Below are 16611 nucleotides of genomic sequence, written 5' to 3'. Positions count from 1 at the left end.
ATCCTGGCGGCGCGCTGCGCCCGACGAGCCGTCGTGGTTGATAACTTCGATCTCGGTCAGGCTCCGGTAGTTCGCGATGGTGCGGTCGTCTTCCACCAGGCCGCTGCCCAGGAGCGCCTCCCGGACGGTGCTGTCCGACAGTGGCAGGTCTCCGGGACCTATGAGTGCCGGCACCCACTCGCCTGCCTTGCCGCGCTGCTGCAGGGCATAGACCGTGGCGGCGAAGATGCGGATCGTGGACCGGACTCGCTGGAAACCGGCGACCTTGCTCCACTCTTCCTGCGCCAGGCTCATCAGCATGGGGTGGAACGGGTAGCAAGCTGCCATCTGCGTGGGCCAGTTGCGGCGCCACCCGGCTCCGATCGGGTCCCAGACCTGCTTGCTCCAGGTCTTGTCCGTCAGCACGTCCTCGTAGAGCGCGGCAGTTGCGGCGAGCACCTCACCGGCGGGTTCGGCGTCGAACAGCCGGCGGCGGAGGATGTCGGCGAAGTCACCCACGCCAGTCACGGTGGTCGGCAGGCCGTTGCGGTCGAGCTGACTGTTCAGGTCGTCGCGGCGGGCCTGAGCGGCGGACGAGAGCGCCGTCTTGTCGATGTCGGAGGCGATCATCACGACCAGCATCGAGACGTGGGGGACATCGTTGACGGCATCGAGCAGTGCCCGCAGGAACGCCATGTCCTGGGCTGCCAGGTCGGTCTGGTTCGCGCCATCGAGCCCGTTGCCGATGTAGTCGAGCACCTCGTCGATGATGATCAGAACGGGTCGGTTTACCGCGCTGATGGCCTCAGCGATCTTGTGCTTGTCGCTCCAGAACCGCCGGTAGCGCTCGAAGAGGGTGTAGTCCTTGGAGAACAGACGCCACAGGAAACGCTCATAGAGGTTGACCGCAGGCCCGTCGAGCTCCTGTACCCCGGCCCCCGGGGTCATGTTGTCGCAGGGCAGCACGACGACATGCGGACGTCCGAGGTCGCCGGTAAGGGGGTGGCCGATCCTGGCCCTCGCGCGCTCGGTCACCTTCTGACCGAGCTCGGTTCGCAGTAGCGCCCCTGGGTTGGCGGCCAGATGGTAGGCGCCGATGCACGCGTGCGACTTACCGCCGCCCATGCCCTGGTCGAGTCGAGTGACTGCTCGGGCTTTCAAGTAGTCGTTGCCACCACCGATGCGGACTGCAATTTCGCTGAGCAGGTCGATGAGTCGCTCGGTCGGATGCGTGATGTCACCGTAGTAGTCGGCGTCGGCATAGGGCGGCCGATCCGCTCCCGTGGCGTGAACGGCCCGGAACAGCGACATCTGTACGTCATCGATTTGCCCGGATGCACTGCGGATCTCTTGGCGGAGCTTGAGCGCCTTCCACCACGGCGTCACGCTGGTCGTCATGGCTGCTCTCCTGGGCTGGTGGATACGAGGATCACGGGGGTGAGGGTGGTGTTGGTCGTCATCACATGAGCCGCAACTGGACGTCGTCGGTCAGTTGGAGCTGGCCCTTTTCGTAGTCGCTCGCAGCAACGGCCTCAGCGGCACTGACCACGCCGGGCCGGTTGCGCAACACGCGGGTGAAGCGGACGGAGTCTGGGTCGTTGTCGGGAAGCCGGTCTGCGAGGAACTGGACGGCGGCCCACAGGAAGGTGTCGTCGGCCGCGTGCTCTGCGGCCGCCAGTACCTGCCCCATGGCCTGTAGGCCCTCCTCCGAGGCAGCTGCGAGCGCGAGGGCAATGTCGATCACGGTCGAATCTCCGTCGATCTTGCCCTTGTAGTCCCGGGAGGCGATGAACCGCACACCCTTGTCGGCATCAGGAACCAGGTCGCGTATCGCCGCCAGGTCGAGCGAGGAAGCCAGAGCCTGCCAGCGCAGTTCGGACTTCGCCCGGATCTGGCGGTTGTAGAGCGTGATCCACCACAACGCGAACCGCGTTCGAGCGTCAAAGGTCTCCAGCGGCTGATGGTTGATCTCGACGGCCATGGCCTCCTGGACTGCAGCTCGCGCCAGCGGAAGAAACGTGTAGATGTCGACGGGTTCGCCCTTGGCGTCGAGGATCTCGCTGTAACGGCCGACGACCTCCATGGCGGGTCCGGCAGCGGCCATCAGCATGTCCGCCGGCGCCAAGCCCCACCGCTCCCAGTCCGGGTAACGCCGCTTGATCTCGGCCTTGATCTCGGCCTCGACCGCGCCCTTTCGCCCGGGGGATCGTCCGGGCGCCATGGGGCGGCACGACATGGTCAGGGTGGTCTCGATGTTCGCCTTGCCCTGGTGGTTGCTCGCCTCGGTGTTCGCGGGCCAGGAGCCCGTCATCACCAGGCCAGCCTTCTCGATGGCCGTGAGCAGGCGCTGCCAGACCTCCGGGTCTCCGGAGCCGAACACGATAGTCACCAGTCCGTCGTCGCGGACCACGCGACGCATCTCACTGAATGCCTCGGCGATCTTCGTGTCGTAATGCTCGCGAGTTCGGTGCTCGTTGGGTGCCTCCCCCCGGACCCGCTTGACGATGATCTCTTCCGACTTCTCCTGGCAGCCGTGTTCGTCGGAAGTGATGACGAGTTCGGGCCAAGTGTTGTGCAGGGCTCGCTTCAGCCATGCGTAGATCAGATCGGAGGAGTCGGCGTACGCGAGCATCTCGTCGTACGGCGGGTCGGTGACCACAGCAGTGATGCACGCGTCCCGCAGATTCATCGAGGTAGCCGACCCCCGAGTCACGCTGACCGACGTCCCCTGGATATCAGCCATCAGATTCGAAAGCGTCGACATGCTGCTCTTGCACAGAGACGCCCAAGAGCCCGGCCCAGTGCCGATTCCCACTTCGAAGAAGTCCTGAGAGAAGGTAATTGACCCTTGATTGGCGTATATGTCATGGACCCCTGCGCGACTGATGTCGATCGTGCACCCGCGGGTAGCGCGCCGAAGCTTCCGCGCAACGACTGACCCGGCGTATCCGCTCAGCGCCCGTGCGTAGTCAGCGCTCACCCCCGCCTTGTACATGAGTTCGTCGGCCACCTGAGCAATGGTCTGGGTGAGCATGACGAAGGCCAGGGTCTGCCGATCACACATGAAGTCGCCGTAGGTGCGCGCCCCGTAGATGGACGGCCCGATGATGTTGTTGTTGCCCGGTGCGATCCGTTCGTCGGGTACGGCACTCAGAAAGGGGCTCGGGTCGGACAGCTCGCGTAGTGCCGCCGGCGTTGCGGCGACAGCCTCGAGCTCCGCCTCGGTGGGCTCCCGATACTCCTTGCCGAAGTCGGCCGAGTGGTCGGCCACCACTAGGAGCATGTCCGTGGCACGCCTCTCGTCGGTGAGTCGGCGATGCACATCGAGTGGGTGTACATGGCTGCAGAACGGACAGATCGCCGACTTCCCCGGCAGCGTCCGACCCTCAGCCGTACGAGCGCGTGTCAGCGTTGGGGTACGCCTTGGAGGTCCCTCGTGCACCACCGGTGCGCAGGTACCAGCAGCCGGGTCGGCTTCGATGTAGAACGACTGGCCGGGATCATTGACAGGCGGGGCGCCCTTGCGGCCACGTTTTTGACTCGGCCGTCGCAGCTCGTACGAGCCGACCAGAGGGAACCGGTTGCCGCACTCCTGGCACGGTATGGCGATGGCCCACAGGTACCCCCACGGTCGTTTGCCGTTGACCTCGGGGTAGTAGTCCGCCATGGCTGCCGTCCACCGGCGTCCCACCTCATCGAGAGTGGCGCGAACGTCAACAAGCAGCCGCGGCCGGTCGTCGTAGAGAGCGTCGCTCTCCTCAGCGAACGGCAGGCTCGGCTCCTGAGACCAGTCCCGGAAGGGGAAGTCGGTGAGGAGCGAGCTGGCCAGCACCGCGACCGGGCTGTAGTCGACACCGTGGGCTTCAAGCCCAAGCCGCCCCGCCTCGAGCGGGATCATTCCGCGCCCACTGAACGGGTCCAGGACCGATGCGCCCTCAGGGTTCGCCTTGAGAATCTCGTCGTGGAGTATCTGCCAGGCGGCGTAGCGCCCGGACATGGCAGTGTGCACCAGCTCTTGAAGACGCTGTTGCTCGGCCTGATCCTCTGGCCAGGGCAGCAGCGAGCAGAGCACCGCTGCCTTGGCCTGTGCGACAGGACGCTTTGCGAACCACGGAAACAGCCCGATCTCGGTCGCACCGCTTCCCCACCCCGCTGAACTGTTCACCGAAACCTCGGCACAGGGGAACCAGCGTTCGATCATGCGGGTCATGCGTTGCTCCCGGGGGCGTTCTTGAGACTGCTGCCCGGGACGCGGAACACCGCGTTCCCGGTCATGACGTTCGCGAAGAGGGTGGCGGGGTCCTGATAGGCGCCGAAGAATCGGCCCTTGCCGTCGGCACACTGGTCGATGACGTACAGCCAGTACTCCTTGCGGTGCTGGGTCGCGATAAGGACTTCGTTGCCGGTCATCCGAATGCCGTCGCTGGCCGCGCTGCCGAGCACGCCCTTGACCTCGACATGGCGGACCTGGCTGTGGCGGCGGGCCTCCAGGTCGTAACCGCGGCCCTCGGTATGGACATCGGCCACTGTCCAGCCGTCATCCTCAAGGAATTGCTGCACGCGTCGCATGGAGACCAGTTCGGCGTCGATCTCGGCCTGGACAGTGATGTCGGCAGTGGCCAGGACCCGGATCCGACCCACCTGCTTCGGTTCGGTCAGCTGCACGTCTGCGAGCCGCTCGAGTTCTTCGAGGCGCTGAGCGGTCTGGGCCTGAAGCCGGTGCCTCAGCTCCAGCCGGGCAGCGCGATCATCGATGCGGTCGGTGAGGCTCAGTGGCAGGTTGGTCAGGTCACGGCGGGCTTGAGCGAACCAGTCGGCGCGCACCTTCCGGTGCTCTGCGACGGTCGCGGCGGCCACTCGTCGGGCAGCTGTGAGCGCGTGTCCCTCCCGGGCCGGATGCGGTGCGCTGCCGTTCTGGTCGGTGGGCACGAGGTTGGCCAGGGACTCCCACCTCACCGGGCGGGCGGTGCCGCTGTCGTCAACCTTGATCAAGGTGGCCCATACGCTGGCGCGCTTGCCGTTGCTCTCCGTCATCGTGGCCTCGTACGCGTACAGGTCGTACGGGGTGAGGCTGGTGGGATCTGCCGCGGCGCCGGACTGGTAGAGGTCCTCGGCCAGGGTGTGCTCGGCTATGTCAATCAGGTCGCTGAAGCCGGGCTCCCCGGGCCCGAGGGTGACGGTGTCGCCGACATCGATGCTCTCCGAGGCTTCGCGCACCACGTCCCCGCTGGTGGCGACGTGAACCTCGTTCCCTCCGCCCAACGTGGCCGGAAATCTTGCCTTGCCGCTCCGGGAGAGCCGCCGGAACCCGGGGCCGGCCGCGGTGGGCGTGGACTTCAGCACACCGGCCGCCGCGAGCCGGTCTAGGTATGCCTCGACAATGGCAGGGTTGATGCGTGCGAACAGGTCACGCTGGAGCAGCGTCAGCGCGGCCACTGCGTCCACCTGGCTGGCGAGGCGTCGCTCGTTGTCCCGTACCTTCCGGGCCGCCCGGATGAGTTCCTGGGCCTGGACTGCCTGGACAGCGTCGATGGCCTGCTGTTTCTTCAGCTCGTCGTTGCCGTAGAGGTCCGACAGCCACTTGTCATAGTCAACGCCGGTCATTTCGGCGACCACCGACAGGCTGTCGAACATCTGGCCGCGCAGTTCGTTCGCGGCCGTTACGAAGTTGTCCAGGAGGCGCAGCAAGGTCACGCCTTCCCGGGTGTCGGTGGCGACCAGGTTGTAGAGGTAGACGTCGCGCTGCTGACCCACGCGGTGGATGCGGCCCATCCGCTGTTCGAGGCGGACCAAGGACCACGGGATGTCGTAGTTCACGAGCACGTGCGCGGCCTGCAGGTCGATGCCCTCGTTGCCGGCATCGGTGGTGACGATGATCTGGAATTCGCCGCGCATGAATGCCTTGCGCGCCTCGTCACGTTCGGTCTTGCTCTGGCGGCCGGAGTAGAGCTGGGCGCTGTATCCCTGGTCCTGGAGCTGCCGGGCGATCCACTCGGCAGAGTCGGCATACTCGGTGAAGACCACGGCCTGATCACCGCTTCCGGGGTGAATCCCGTGGGGTGCCAGGCAGTCGTCGGTGAGCCGCTTCCACTTAGACGGCTGCCAGCGGGAGTCGTTGAGCGTTGCCTCGATCTGCTGCACGAGGCTGTTGATCGCAGTTCGCTCCGCCCGCGTAGAAGCCGAGACCGTATGGATCACCTTGGCCTCGTCGACCTCGGCCTCGTCACCGTGGTCCTCACGGTCGGCGATGAGCGCCGCCTCAGCCTCGCTCATCGCCCCCATGTGCTCATGCCGCCGGCGCAGCGTCTGGGCCAGAGCGTAGAGACTGGAGGCTGCTCGCTTGCCGTAGACCATGCGGGCAAGCGGCTGCGCCACCGGAGGGAAGAACCGGTCGACCATTTCCAGGGCGGCCTTGTAGAAGCCGTACTCGGTCTGCGACAGCGGGACGCTGTGGTTGTGCGCCGTGCGGCCCTTGAACAACCGGGTCGTGCCGTCGTAGTCGACCAAGTCCTCCTTCATCCGCCGCAAGAAGTGGATGGGGCCAGGGCGCAGGGCACTGAGCTCGACGTTAGGGTCGCTGCCCGGATCCGGGTAGATCTCCGGGTCGACCAGGTGCAGCAGGTGCCGGAAGAGCCACTCCTTGCCTCGGTGGGGCGTTGCCGTCATCAGCAACGCCCGCGGTGTGTTCTTGGCCAGCAGCCGTCCGACCTGGTGGAATCCGGCGGCAGTCGGAGTCAGCCGGTGCGCCTCGTCGAAGACGACCAAATCCCAGCCAGCCTTGTCCGGCCGGATGGCGTCCTGTACCGCGGGATTCACGGCTGCTAACTCGAGCGAAACCACCCACAGGTCGTTGGAGTTCAGGGCGTCCTCACGCACCGTGGCTGAGGTTAACTGGCGCAGACCGCCCCCCAGCAGCCGCTGGAAGTCGTCCACCCACTTCGTGGCGAGGTTCGCCGGGCACACGATGATCGCCCGCTTGATCAGGCCGAGCCTCTGCATCTCACGCAGGTACAGACCGGCCATGATCGTTTTTCCCGTACCCGGCTCGTCGGCCAGGAGGAAACGCAGCAGGGGCTGGGGAAGCATCGCTCCGTAGACGGCCGTCGTCTGGTGCGCGTACGGCTTCAGCGGTGTGGCTGCCATCGCGCTGGACTCGGCGTTGGTCGCCGCGGCGTTCATCCACTGTGTCCACATGGCCGCCAGCACACGTGCGGAGTCAGCCTTCCCGTCGCTGACGAGAGGCCGCACGGTCTCCGTGTCTCCAGCTACCAGATTCACTTCGTGACGACGGTCTTCGTCGTCGACCAGGATGAGGTCCCATGACCCCGGTTGATCTCCGGGCAGGGCGAACCTGACCGTGGCGAACTCCGGTACGCCAGCGGCCTGGACCCTTACTCTCTGACCACGCTCAAACGTGCCTGGGGCCTGCATGCCTATGCGTCAGCCTCAAGACTCGCCGGAACCCAGCCGAGACTGGCCAGGAGCCAACCCACTGCACGTGGATAAGCCATGCCCTGGTCCCTCCCCCTCGGCCAGCCGCGGTTCCCCCACCTGCGACTTACTAATGGAATGTCAAATTACTGTATCTCGTTGCCACTTCCAATACGAAGAGCACGAAGGGGGTCGCGCGGGCACGACTCCGCCCTCCGTAGCCACGGGCGCAAGGGGCGGTTGGAGCAGATGCGGGTCGGTCGGTCAGGGCAGCACGAGCGACAGGCAGGCAGCAGCCTTCCCTGGCGGCCGCCTCGCGTTCCGCCTCCAGTGCGGCGCAGGCGCCCCCGCTGCCACTGAACGCACGTAACTGAGTTCAGCGATAGCAGGCTTTCAGCCGGATCTCCTCACTTGACGCCCTTGCGCGCAGGTGGGCCGCCGATGACGGTGCGGTTGGGGTCTCCGACTCATACCTCGCCCACACGCCCTCAAGGCGCTATGCTCCGGTCTCAGGCGACCACGCTCGCCGTTACGTCGGACCTGGGTTCCTCCCGCAACTACCCAGGGTTGAGGGCGCAAAGTGCCGCCAGGCGCGCGTGAATGAAAACTGCCGTTCCTCCTATGGGGCGCAGTGGGCGGGAGCACTGATACGCGCCCACCGGGAGCCGGACATGACGCTCGACAGGGACATCGCCACACTCGCACGCCGTATCCGGCGCGAGTCCGGGGACGTCATCCCCTTCCAACAGGCACGGTTGACCGCCGCGCGCGAGTTGGGCGGACTCCCCGTCCACACCATGGCGCCCAAGGAGCGGATCTAACTTCGCGTCCAGTACACCGGGGAGAGCAAAGCCGCTGCCCGATCCGCGATCAGCAGCGACACCCGCGGACTGGGCCTGGACGACTGCTCGGACGACCAGCGCGCCTTCCGGGCCCTACTAGCGTTCGCGCTTTTCAACGGCAACGTATACACCGGTCCGACGGCGAAGTGGAACTACTCGGTTGTCGCCTCGTACGACCCAGTGATGTCGCCCCGCAGGGACCAGTTGATGATGGTCGCGGAGCGCGCCCCGGAGAACGTGGCCACCCGGCTGCTGGCCAACGAGGGGGCCGACTCACGCGGCGTCCCCGGACTACGGCACGAGGTCAGCTACACGTGCCATGGGCAGCGCTCCGTCTGTCTGCGCCATCTGCCCACCGGTGCACTGCTGACCATCACCGGTGACCCGGCCGGATGTCGGCGCGGCAACAGGCGCAGCCTCGTGCCCCGGCACCCCTATCTCACGCTGGACAACGACCTCACCGCGCAGGAGCGTCGCGCACTGGCAGCGGTCCCCCCGATCTCGGGGGAAGCGACCACTCTGCTGGCAGGTCTCGTTTCCCGCTACAACCTGGTTGACCGGCGTGGCCACTGGGCGACCAGTCTGTCCTGGGACCCTCTGGAGCGCCCCGGAGTCGAACGCCGCAAGGAACCAGAAGTGATCCAGCACGGTCCCGTACGTCGACTCTGGGGCGCCGGCGACTCATGGGAGTACCGCTGGACCGGCTATCCAGAACCCCGCGACCTGGCTATGGCCCTGACCCACCGGGAGGCCGGAGTCAAGGGTGCGCGATTTACCCGCCACGGTGACACCTACCGGGTGGTGCTGGGCACCGCCTCGCTCGACCTCTGCGATGGGAAGGGCTGATCCATGCCGTTCCTCACCGCCCACCCGGGGTCCGCACCCGTGCTGGTGACTGCCGTTGTCCTGGGAGTCCTCCGCTTCACGTTCCCGAAGGACTCTCGCCACCGCCTGGAGCTCTGGAAGGCGATCCTCGAACACCGACGTCGGCGTTGGCAGGTGGCAGAGTGCCGCCGCGAGGTTGGAAGGTCCGGCAAGACGGGCCAACCGGATCGTCCTACTGGAGCGGTGCGACGCGGCGGTCACCGATCAGCCCAGCCGCCCGGCAGCACCACCTGCGGGAGAACAGCACCTACCCCCTCGACGCTGAAGAATGATTACTCCCAGTCGCCTGATTGATCGTTTCAGAATGAATTGGCTGCGGGCTTGGCTGTCAGGTGCGGACGAGCTCGCTGGACGTGATCGCGGAGCAGCCGGTGGCCATCGCGCCGTTTCCCGTATCGGGAGACGGCGAGGGCGACCCCGGGGATGAGGCTGACGCCGTCGCCCGTCGCTGCACAAACAGCTGCGCCGCACACGATCCAGAGCGTCCCGTGAGCCGGTCACCCAGGGTCTGGTCCGGTGCGCCTTGGAGGAGCTGGGTCGACTCGCCGCGGAGCCAGAGCGCGAGCCGCGCATCGCCTACCTGGAGCCGTTGGAGGAACTGGTGGACTTCCTCATGGAGCACGGAGCCGAGGAGGAGCTCCCGGAGGTGTCCTCTGTCGTGTACCGCAGGGCCGAGCGCGTGTTCGCAGCCAGGGAGGCGGAACGAAACGAGTGGTTCCGGAAAGGCCGCATCTTGCGTGATCCGTCCGAGCCTTCCGACGCCGCTCGCGACCACGCGCTGGTCACCGAGCTGTTGCGTAAGCTCGACGACACACGCTGACCGCTTCCTGCTGGGAGCCATCTGGGAGCCAACCCGCTCCCCGAACCCCTTCCAGGCCACGCGACACCAACCAAGCCCAACGCTCTGACCTGCGGAAACGCCATCGAGGCTGGCAGGCTCACCAACCGAACCTCATTCGGGACGAAGAGGTCGTGGGTTCAAATCCCGCCACCCCGACACCTTAGTACCAGGTCAGGGGCCTGATCCGCTTAGCGGGTCGGGCCCCTGAGTGGTTTCTGTGATCGGTTGAGAGACGCGGTCCTCGGACTGCCGACGGTGTGTCCCCGCTACTTCGGCTCGCGGTCGAACAGCGAGGTGGACCAGGCGTAGCCGAGCACGGTCAGGCCGACGCACCAGGCCACGGCCAGCCACCCGTTGTTGCCGATCTCCGTGCCGAGGAGCAGGCCGCGCAGGGTTTCGATGGCGGGGGTGAACGGCTGGTACTGGGCGATTGGCTGGAACCAGCCGGGCATCGCGTCCACCGGGACGAAGGCGCTGGAGATGAGGGGCAGGACCATCAGGGGCAGGGCGTTGTTGCTGGCTCCCTCGGGGTTCGGGCTGACCAGGCCCATCCCGACCGCGATCCAGGTGAGCGCCAGGGAGACGAGCGTCAGCAGCCCGACCGCCAGGATCCACTCCAGGGCGGTGGCGCCCGAGGAGCGGAAGCCGATGGCCACGGCGATGGCTCCCACGAGGAGCACGCTCATCAGGCACTGCAGCACGCTGCCGACGACGTGGCCGATGAGCACCGACCCGCGGTGCACGGCCATCGTGCGGAAGCGGGCGATGATGCCCTCGGTCATGTCCATGGCCACGGACACGGCCGTTCCGATCGTGGTGCCACCGATGGTCAGCAGCAGGATCCCCGGGAGGATGTAGGAGAGGTACTGGGAGTGGTCCGCACCGGCGCCCTGGAGGCCGGCGCCCATCACATCGCCGAAGATGTAGACGAAGAGCAGCAGCAGGACGACCGGCGACAGCAGCAGGTTCAAGGTGAGGGACGGATAGCGGCGCACGTGCAGCAGGTTGCGGCGCAGCATCGTGGACGAGTCGCGCACGGCGAGAGACAGGGAGCTCATCGGGCCGCCTCCTCGGTCGGGTTCGGCCGGCCGGTACCGCCGGTCAGGGCGAAGAAGACGTCGTCGAGATCAGGGGTGTGCACGGTCAGCTCGTCCGCCTCCATGCCGGCCGCGTCCAGCCGGTCGAGGAGGGAGCGCAGCTCGCGCTGGCTGCCGTCGCTGGGGATCCGCAGGGCGAGTGCCTCGTCGTCCCGGCCGGCCTCGCGCAGTGCGGAGGCTGCGCTCCGGTACGCGGCCGGGTCGGAGAAGCGGAGCCGGACGTGACCACCGGGGACCAGTCGCTTCAGCTCCTCCGCGGTCCCCTCGGCCGCGATCTTCCCGCCGTCGAGCACCGCGATGCGGTCGGCGAGTTCGTCGGCCTCCTCCAGGTACTGGGTGGTGAGGAAGACGGTGACGCCGTCCGCGACCAGTTCCCGGACGATCCCCCACATGCTGTGCCGTGAGCGCGGGTCGAGACCGGTCGTCGGCTCGTCGAGGAAGATGATCCGCGGGCTGCCCACCAGGGTCATGGCGATGTCGAGACGGCGCTTCATACCGCCGGAGTAGGTGGAGGCGGGTTTCTTCGCGGCCTCGGTGAGGTCGAACCGCTCCAGCAGCTCGGCGGCGACCTGCCGTCCCCCACGTCTGGACAGGTGGTGCAGGTCCGCCATGAGGAGCATGTTCTCCTCGCCGGTGATCAGGCTGTCGACGGCGGAGAACTGCCCGGTGACGCCGATCGCGGCGCGCACCCCGTCCGGTGAGGTGGCGACATCGTGGCCGGCGACCTGGGCCTGCCCGCCGTCGGCGGTGATGAGCGTGGAAAGGATCTTCACGACGGTGGTCTTGCCGGCGCCGTTGGGTCCGAGCAGCGCGAACACGGACCCGGCCGGGATGTTCAGGTCGATGCCGTCGAGGACGGTCTTGTCGCCGTACGACTTGCGCAGACCGATGGTGGAGACGGCGGCGGGTGACTGTGGACCGCCCACCGAATTAGACGTGGACATGACAGATGAAGGCATGGAGCCCTCCTGCTCGAAGGGTGAAGTGATCCGGGTGGGCGAGTCGGTGAGGAGGTGAGTGAGCGGGGGCTGCGCTCAGACCGTGGCGCGGAGGACGTCGATGTTGCCCCAGTTGGTCCGTGCGCGGACCTTGACGGTGCCCTCGGCGTGCTCCGGCGCGTCGGAGGCGCTCAGCCTGTTGCGCACCTGCCCGCGGTGGGAGCTGATGTCGAGCCAGGCGGCGGTGCCCGCGCGGATGCCGACCTCGATGGAGCCGTTGGAGGTCTCCAACTGAACCGCGCCACGGGCGACATCGCCGACGCGGAGGGGTCCGTTGGTGGTGGTACCGGTGACCGATCCCTCGGCGTGCGCGACGTCGATGCCACCGTTGGCGCCGCTCAGCCGCAGCTCGCCGGTGACGGTGCCGACGGTGGTGTTGCCGTGCGAGTTCTTCAGAACGGCGGGGCCCTCGACGGTGCCGATGCGCATGTTGCCGCTGCTGCTGGTGATCTCGGCCCTGCCCTCGACTCGGCCCACGGTGATCGAGCCGTGCGACACGTTCAGCGTCAGCGGGCCGGTGGTGTCCAGGCGGACGTCACCGGTCGAGGTCTTCATCCGCACCTCGCCGAACCGGCCCTCGCCCACCACCTGGGCCCAGGAGCCGCTCATGTCGATGCGCGAGCCGGTGGGCAACTCGACCTGCACGTCGACGAGGCCGCTGGGGCCGATGATGCGGCGCTCCTTCGTCCTGATCGTGAGGACACCGCCCGCGTACGTGACCTCGGTCTGCTCGGCGGCTCGCACATCCTTGTCCCGCTTCGGGTTACCGGGCCGTACCTCGACGACGGTGTCGAGGCGGTCGCTCGCGACGAACTGCAGGGAACCGGCGCCCACATGGGCGGTGACGGAGATCGCTTCGGGGGTCTCGAAAGAAGGCATGGCTGTCCCGTCCTCTTGGGTCGTTGGGGCGTCCCTGCTGGTGGGGACGTGGTGTGAGTGCGGTTCTTTCCGGTGGGGCCGGGCTAACGCACCCAGCCCGTGAAGCTCTGTCCGACGTTGTGGCTCTTCTCCGGCGCACGCTGCCGGGTGCCGCCTTCGACCGCCGCCGACACGGCTCGCACGAGCCACGCGTTGACCGACAGGCCCTCGCGGTTCGCGGCCTCTTCGGCGCGGGCCTTGAGGTGGGCGGGCAGCCGCAGGTTGACCCGTGCGGTGCCACCCTCGTCCGCGGTGTCGGCCGGAGCCCTGAGCGGTTCCGCGGGCTGCGGCCCCCGGTCCTCGTAGGTGGTGTCACCGGGTGGCAGCGTCACCACGAAGTCGGGGTCGAGCCCGCGCAGGCGTACGTCGACCGAGCCGGGGGCGAGTTCTCGGGTGATCTCGTCCATCGCGGCGGAGAGCACGTTGAGCAGGGTCAGGCGGGTCGCCGACTCCAACGGGGCGGTGAGCCGTTCGGCCAGCTCGCGGGCTTCCTCCCCGCCGGCTTCGGCGGCCACCGCGAGTTCCCGGTGGAGACTGTCGACGTAGGGCGTGAGGTCCATGACGCCATAGTGGCATCACAGTGGCGCTACGCGCAAGCCTGCGTGGTGCCACATCTGGCGCCGGCTGCGGGGATCCGGGGCTGACCTGCGAAAACAAGCAGGAACACCTACTCGCTGCGGGCAGGGCAGGATGGTGTCGGGTGGCACCAGATGGCGCCGAGTGACACCGAGTGGCACCACTCGGCGCCACCACGGTGTCCCGTTTCTACGTGCGTGTCCATCTGTGTGACCATGACCGCGCATCACGATCGACCGAAGGCCACCAAGAGAGGGTGACGATGGCAGAGCAGCTGTACGCGACGCTGAAGACCAACCGGGGTGACATCCAGATCCGGCTGCTTCCGAATCACGCGCCGAAGACGGTGCGGAACTTCGTGGAGCTGGCCACGGGAGAGCGGGAGTGGGTCCACCCCGCCACGGGCGCGAAGACCACGGACCGCCTGTACGACGGCACGGTCTTCCACCGGGTCATCAGCGGATTCATGATCCAGGGCGGTGACCCCCTGGGCAACGGCACGGGCGGGCCGGGCTACGAGTTCGAGGACGAGTTCCACCCGGACCTGGCGTTCAACAAGCCCTACCTCCTGGCGATGGCCAACGCGGGGCCGGGCACCAACGGGTCCCAGTTCTTCATCACCGTGGCCCCGACCGCGTGGCTGACCCGCAAGCACACCATCTTCGGGGAAGTGGCCGACGACGCCGGCAAGAAGGTGGTCGACGCCATCGCGGGGACGCGGACGGACCCCCGCAGCGACCGCCCGGTGGAGGACGTCGTCATCGAGTCGGTGACCATCGAGACCCGCTGAGCCGGGCCTGGCGCAGCCGCCGGCAGCGCCCCCGGTGCGCGGCCGGCGCTGGCAGGTCATCTCATGGCCATCGACGAAGCCCGGCCGTCGGTTGGGTCCCGGACGAGTCTCCGGGCCGCCCCCTGACAGGCCGGGGATGCAACCTTCTCCTTCAGAGCTGGAACCCCCGGAAGCCGACCGCGCGCCATGAACCCTAGCCGCGGGCACTGACAACGAGGCCGTCGGCGGTGGCCTAGCGGGCCCACGGCGGGGTGATGGCGCTGCCGTCCGGGAGTCGGGCGATGAGGCCGGTGCGGGTGGTGACCCACATCTGGGCGGGCCGGTCGGTGGGGTTGGCGACCGTCAGGGCGGAGCCCGCCGGGGCCACCGCCGCGTCGCCCGTGCCCAGTTCGGCGCTCTCCTCGTCGATGGTGAGCCGGAGGCGACCGGAGAGCACGTAGAAGGTCTCCTCCTCGCTGATCGTGTGGGTCGGGCCCGCCGTGGCGGCCGGGATCTCGACGCGCCAGGCGGCGAGGTCCCGGCTGCCGGTGCCCGGGCGGACGTAGGAGACGAAGCGGCCCCCGTGCAGTTCGTGCACGACGGCCTCCGCGCTGCGGATGAACGACATGGTCCGGCCTCCCCATTAGACAAGTTCCTTGTCCATATAGACAAGCTGCTTGACGAGTTATAGTCAAGCCCATGGACGACGCCCTGGCCCTCTCCGCACTTGTGCTGGCACTCTCCGGGCGACTGGTGCAGGAGATCCACGACGGTGTGTCCCGGCAGGGGTTCGGAGACCTGCGCCCCGCACACGGCTTCGCCTTCGTCCGCATCTCCATGGGCGACGCCACCACGGCCGACCTGGCCGAGCACCTGGGGGTGACCAAACAGGCCGCCGCCCAGCTGGTCGAGGAGCTGGTCCGCAAGGGGTACGTGGAACGGCGTCCCCACCCGCGCGACGCCCGCGCCCGCCTCCTGGCGCTGACCGAGACCGGCTGGGCCGCCACGCGCGCCGCCGACCAGGCGGCCCGGGCCGCCGTGGCGCCGTGGCGGGACCTGCTGGGCGAGGCGCGCTTCAGCGAGCTCGTCGCCGACCTGACGCTCCTCGCCCCGCCGGGACCGATCCGCCCCGCCTGGTGAACCCGGCGGCCGACCGCCCTGGTGAGCCCGAGGGGCGTGCTCCTTGGTGAGCCCGGGGGACGACCGCCCCGGTGAGCCCCGGGGCGGGCCGCCCCGGCGGGTGCCGGGTCAGGCGGACGGCGGTGCCTGGGTCGTGGCGTTCAGCGCCGTCACCACGGTCTGCTCCTCGAAGTCGAAGTGGGATTCCAGACGGCCGGCCAGTTCCTCGAGTTCGGCGCGCAGGCGTACGGGATCGGACTCACCGGGGACGAACCGCTCGACCAGGTCCAGGACGGAGTCCTGGAGTCCGGCCACCGCCTTGTGCTGCTCGCCGAGCTGGGCGAGTGCCGGGGCGAGCGAGGGGAACTGCGCGGCCAGCGAGGGGAAGACGGCCGTGTCCTCACCGGTGTGGTGCCGGCGCAGCGCGCCGCAGAAGGCGAGGCAATGGGTGCGCAGCTGCCGGGCGAGGTCGGGCGGGGTGGTGCCGATCGTCGCCGCGGTGCCGTCGACCAGCCGGTCCGCCTGCTCGCGCAGGGTCCGCAGTTCGCCGCGCAGCCAGTCGTGCACCTCCACGATCCAGTCCCCCATGCCCTTCACCCGCTCCGCGCCGGGCCGGGGCTCGATCCGGTGCAGTACGACGACCGGGATCTCGCGGGTGGTCCTGGCCTGGTGGTCGCCGTACCCGGGGGCCTCGGCCACCACCCGCTCGAAGAGCCGGTCGCGTTCGGTCCCCTGCGGGACGGCGGCGATGGCCCGGTAGGTCTCCTCGCCGGTCTCGACCGTCACGATGGGGTTCGCGCGGAGGTTGTGGTACCAGCCGGGATGCCGGTCCGCTCCGTTCGCCGACGCCACGACGACGCCCTTGCCGTCGAGGACGAGGTGGCCGAGGGGGGTCTCGCGGGGCAGTCCGGTCCTGGCCCCGGTCGTCGTCAGCACGATCAGCGGCCAGCCCTCGAACATGCCGGTCAGCCTGCCGCCGTTGGCGCGGAACTCGGCGATGATCCGCCGCTGGAAATCGTGGACGTCGAAGCCGGACCCGTTGTTCTCGGCCTGTTCCTTGCTCATGCGCTTCCTCTCGGATTCCATCCGGAAAGGAGGGCGGCCGCACAGGAGGACAACACAGAAAAGACCCGCATGCCTACGCAGTGGAGGTGGG

At 68.0% G+C, this 16611-nt stretch carries 14 protein-coding genes; 5 read left to right on the top strand and 9 right to left on the bottom strand.

The features are described from left to right. The 3 genes from IE312_RS40150 to IE312_RS15135 all read right to left on the bottom strand — a co-directional run. On the bottom strand, positions 1–1377 hold a 1377-nt coding region (locus IE312_RS40150; protein ID WP_229899785.1), incomplete at its 3' end, for a DUF499 family protein. Between the two features lie 61 nt (positions 1378–1438). After that, positions 1439–4189 carry a DUF1156 domain-containing protein gene (locus IE312_RS15140; protein WP_189982027.1) on the bottom strand — a complete coding sequence of 917 codons (2751 nt, stop codon included), beginning with the start codon at positions 4187–4189 and terminating at the stop codon, positions 1439–1441. Then, the gene (locus IE312_RS15135; RefSeq protein ID WP_229899783.1) at positions 4186–7158 is read right to left on the bottom strand and encodes a helicase-related protein; all 2973 of its coding nucleotides are present in this window, start codon (positions 7156–7158) and stop codon (positions 4186–4188) included. The genes IE312_RS15140 and IE312_RS15135 overlap by 4 nt, the downstream gene beginning before the upstream one ends. A gap of 923 nt (positions 7159–8081) precedes the next feature. Here IE312_RS15135 and IE312_RS15130 point away from each other — a divergent pair. The 3 genes from IE312_RS15130 to IE312_RS15120 all read left to right on the top strand — a co-directional run bounded on the left by IE312_RS15130 (position 8082) and on the right by IE312_RS15120 (position 9957). Then, positions 8082–8231 carry a hypothetical protein gene (locus IE312_RS15130; protein ID WP_189982023.1) on the top strand — a complete coding sequence of 50 codons (150 nt, stop codon included), beginning with the start codon at positions 8082–8084 and terminating at the stop codon, positions 8229–8231. Positions 8232–8435: 204 nt separating this feature from the next. Next, a complete protein-coding gene (locus IE312_RS15125; protein WP_189982021.1) occupies positions 8436–9098 on the top strand; it encodes a hypothetical protein in 663 nt (220 codons plus the stop codon). Between the two features lie 562 nt (positions 9099–9660). Beyond that, on the top strand, positions 9661–9957 hold the full coding sequence (locus IE312_RS15120; RefSeq protein ID WP_189982019.1) for a hypothetical protein: 297 nt from the start codon (positions 9661–9663) through the stop codon (positions 9955–9957). A 287-nt stretch (positions 9958–10244) separates the two neighbouring features. On the opposite strand, the gene IE312_RS15115 is transcribed toward IE312_RS15120, so the two are convergent. From IE312_RS15115 to IE312_RS15100, 4 genes are all read right to left on the bottom strand, one after another. Beyond that, entirely contained in the window at positions 10245–11036 is a 792-nt protein-coding gene (locus tag IE312_RS15115; RefSeq protein WP_189982018.1) for an ABC transporter permease, read from the bottom strand. Continuing rightward, positions 11033–12034, bottom strand: coding sequence for an ATP-binding cassette domain-containing protein (locus tag IE312_RS15110; protein ID WP_189982015.1), 1002 nt, complete (start codon positions 12032–12034; stop codon positions 11033–11035). The genes IE312_RS15115 and IE312_RS15110 overlap by 4 nt, the downstream gene beginning before the upstream one ends. Positions 12035–12109: 75 nt before the next feature. Further along, positions 12110–12952, bottom strand: coding sequence for a DUF4097 family beta strand repeat-containing protein (locus tag IE312_RS15105; protein WP_189982013.1), 843 nt, complete (start codon positions 12950–12952; stop codon positions 12110–12112). 83 nt (positions 12953–13035) lie between these two features. Next, positions 13036–13551: a toxin-antitoxin system HicB family antitoxin gene (locus tag IE312_RS15100; RefSeq protein ID WP_189982011.1), complete on the bottom strand. Its 516-nt coding sequence runs from the start codon at positions 13549–13551 to the stop codon at positions 13036–13038. A gap of 278 nt (positions 13552–13829) precedes the next feature. On the opposite strand from IE312_RS15100, the gene IE312_RS15095 reads away from it, so the two are divergent. Beyond that, a complete protein-coding gene (locus IE312_RS15095; RefSeq protein WP_189982009.1) occupies positions 13830–14357 on the top strand; it encodes a peptidylprolyl isomerase in 528 nt (175 codons plus the stop codon). A 232-nt stretch (positions 14358–14589) separates the two neighbouring features. Here the strand turns inward: IE312_RS15095 and IE312_RS15090 are convergent, their stop codons facing one another. After that, positions 14590–14964 carry a cupin domain-containing protein gene (locus IE312_RS15090; protein ID WP_189982007.1) on the bottom strand — a complete coding sequence of 125 codons (375 nt, stop codon included), beginning with the start codon at positions 14962–14964 and terminating at the stop codon, positions 14590–14592. 71 nt (positions 14965–15035) lie between these two features. Between IE312_RS15090 and IE312_RS15085 the strand changes: the two genes are divergently transcribed. Beyond that, complete coding sequence (locus IE312_RS15085; protein WP_189982005.1) at positions 15036–15476, top strand: MarR family winged helix-turn-helix transcriptional regulator; 441 nt, start codon at positions 15036–15038, stop codon at positions 15474–15476. Between the two features lie 108 nt (positions 15477–15584). Here IE312_RS15085 and IE312_RS15080 read toward each other — a convergent pair whose 3' ends face one another. Further along, positions 15585–16520, bottom strand: coding sequence for a nitroreductase/quinone reductase family protein (locus IE312_RS15080; RefSeq protein ID WP_189982003.1), 936 nt, complete (start codon positions 16518–16520; stop codon positions 15585–15587). Between the last annotated feature and the right edge of the window lie 91 nt (positions 16521–16611).

The organism is Streptomyces capoamus (assembly GCF_014654935.1).
In the GTDB taxonomy this organism is placed as follows: Bacteria; Actinomycetota; Actinomycetes; order Streptomycetales; family Streptomycetaceae; genus Streptomyces; species Streptomyces capoamus.
The sequence above is the reverse complement of the archived record's forward strand: the minus strand, read 5'-3'. Positions and strand labels throughout refer to the sequence as shown.

Coding starts and splice junctions, on each gene's coding strand:
- IE312_RS15140 (WP_189982027.1), bottom strand. CDS start 4,189: ATGACCCGCATGATCGAACGCTGGTTCCCCTGTGCCGAGGTTTCGGTG.
- IE312_RS15135 (WP_229899783.1), bottom strand. CDS start 7,158: ATGAACGCCGCGGCGACCAACGCCGAGTCCAGCGCGATGGCAGCCACA.
- IE312_RS15130 (WP_189982023.1), top strand. CDS start 8,082: ATGACGCTCGACAGGGACATCGCCACACTCGCACGCCGTATCCGGCGC.
- IE312_RS15125 (WP_189982021.1), top strand. CDS start 8,436: ATGTCGCCCCGCAGGGACCAGTTGATGATGGTCGCGGAGCGCGCCCCG.
- IE312_RS15115 (WP_189982018.1), bottom strand. CDS start 11,036: ATGAGCTCCCTGTCTCTCGCCGTGCGCGACTCGTCCACGATGCTGCGC.
- IE312_RS15110 (WP_189982015.1), bottom strand. CDS start 12,034: ATGCCTTCATCTGTCATGTCCACGTCTAATTCGGTGGGCGGTCCACAG.
- IE312_RS15105 (WP_189982013.1), bottom strand. CDS start 12,952: ATGCCTTCTTTCGAGACCCCCGAAGCGATCTCCGTCACCGCCCATGTG.
- IE312_RS15100 (WP_189982011.1), bottom strand. CDS start 13,551: ATGGACCTCACGCCCTACGTCGACAGTCTCCACCGGGAACTCGCGGTG.
- IE312_RS15095 (WP_189982009.1), top strand. CDS start 13,830: ATGGCAGAGCAGCTGTACGCGACGCTGAAGACCAACCGGGGTGACATC.
- IE312_RS15090 (WP_189982007.1), bottom strand. CDS start 14,964: ATGTCGTTCATCCGCAGCGCGGAGGCCGTCGTGCACGAACTGCACGGG.
- IE312_RS15085 (WP_189982005.1), top strand. CDS start 15,036: ATGGACGACGCCCTGGCCCTCTCCGCACTTGTGCTGGCACTCTCCGGG.
- IE312_RS15080 (WP_189982003.1), bottom strand. CDS start 16,520: ATGAGCAAGGAACAGGCCGAGAACAACGGGTCCGGCTTCGACGTCCAC.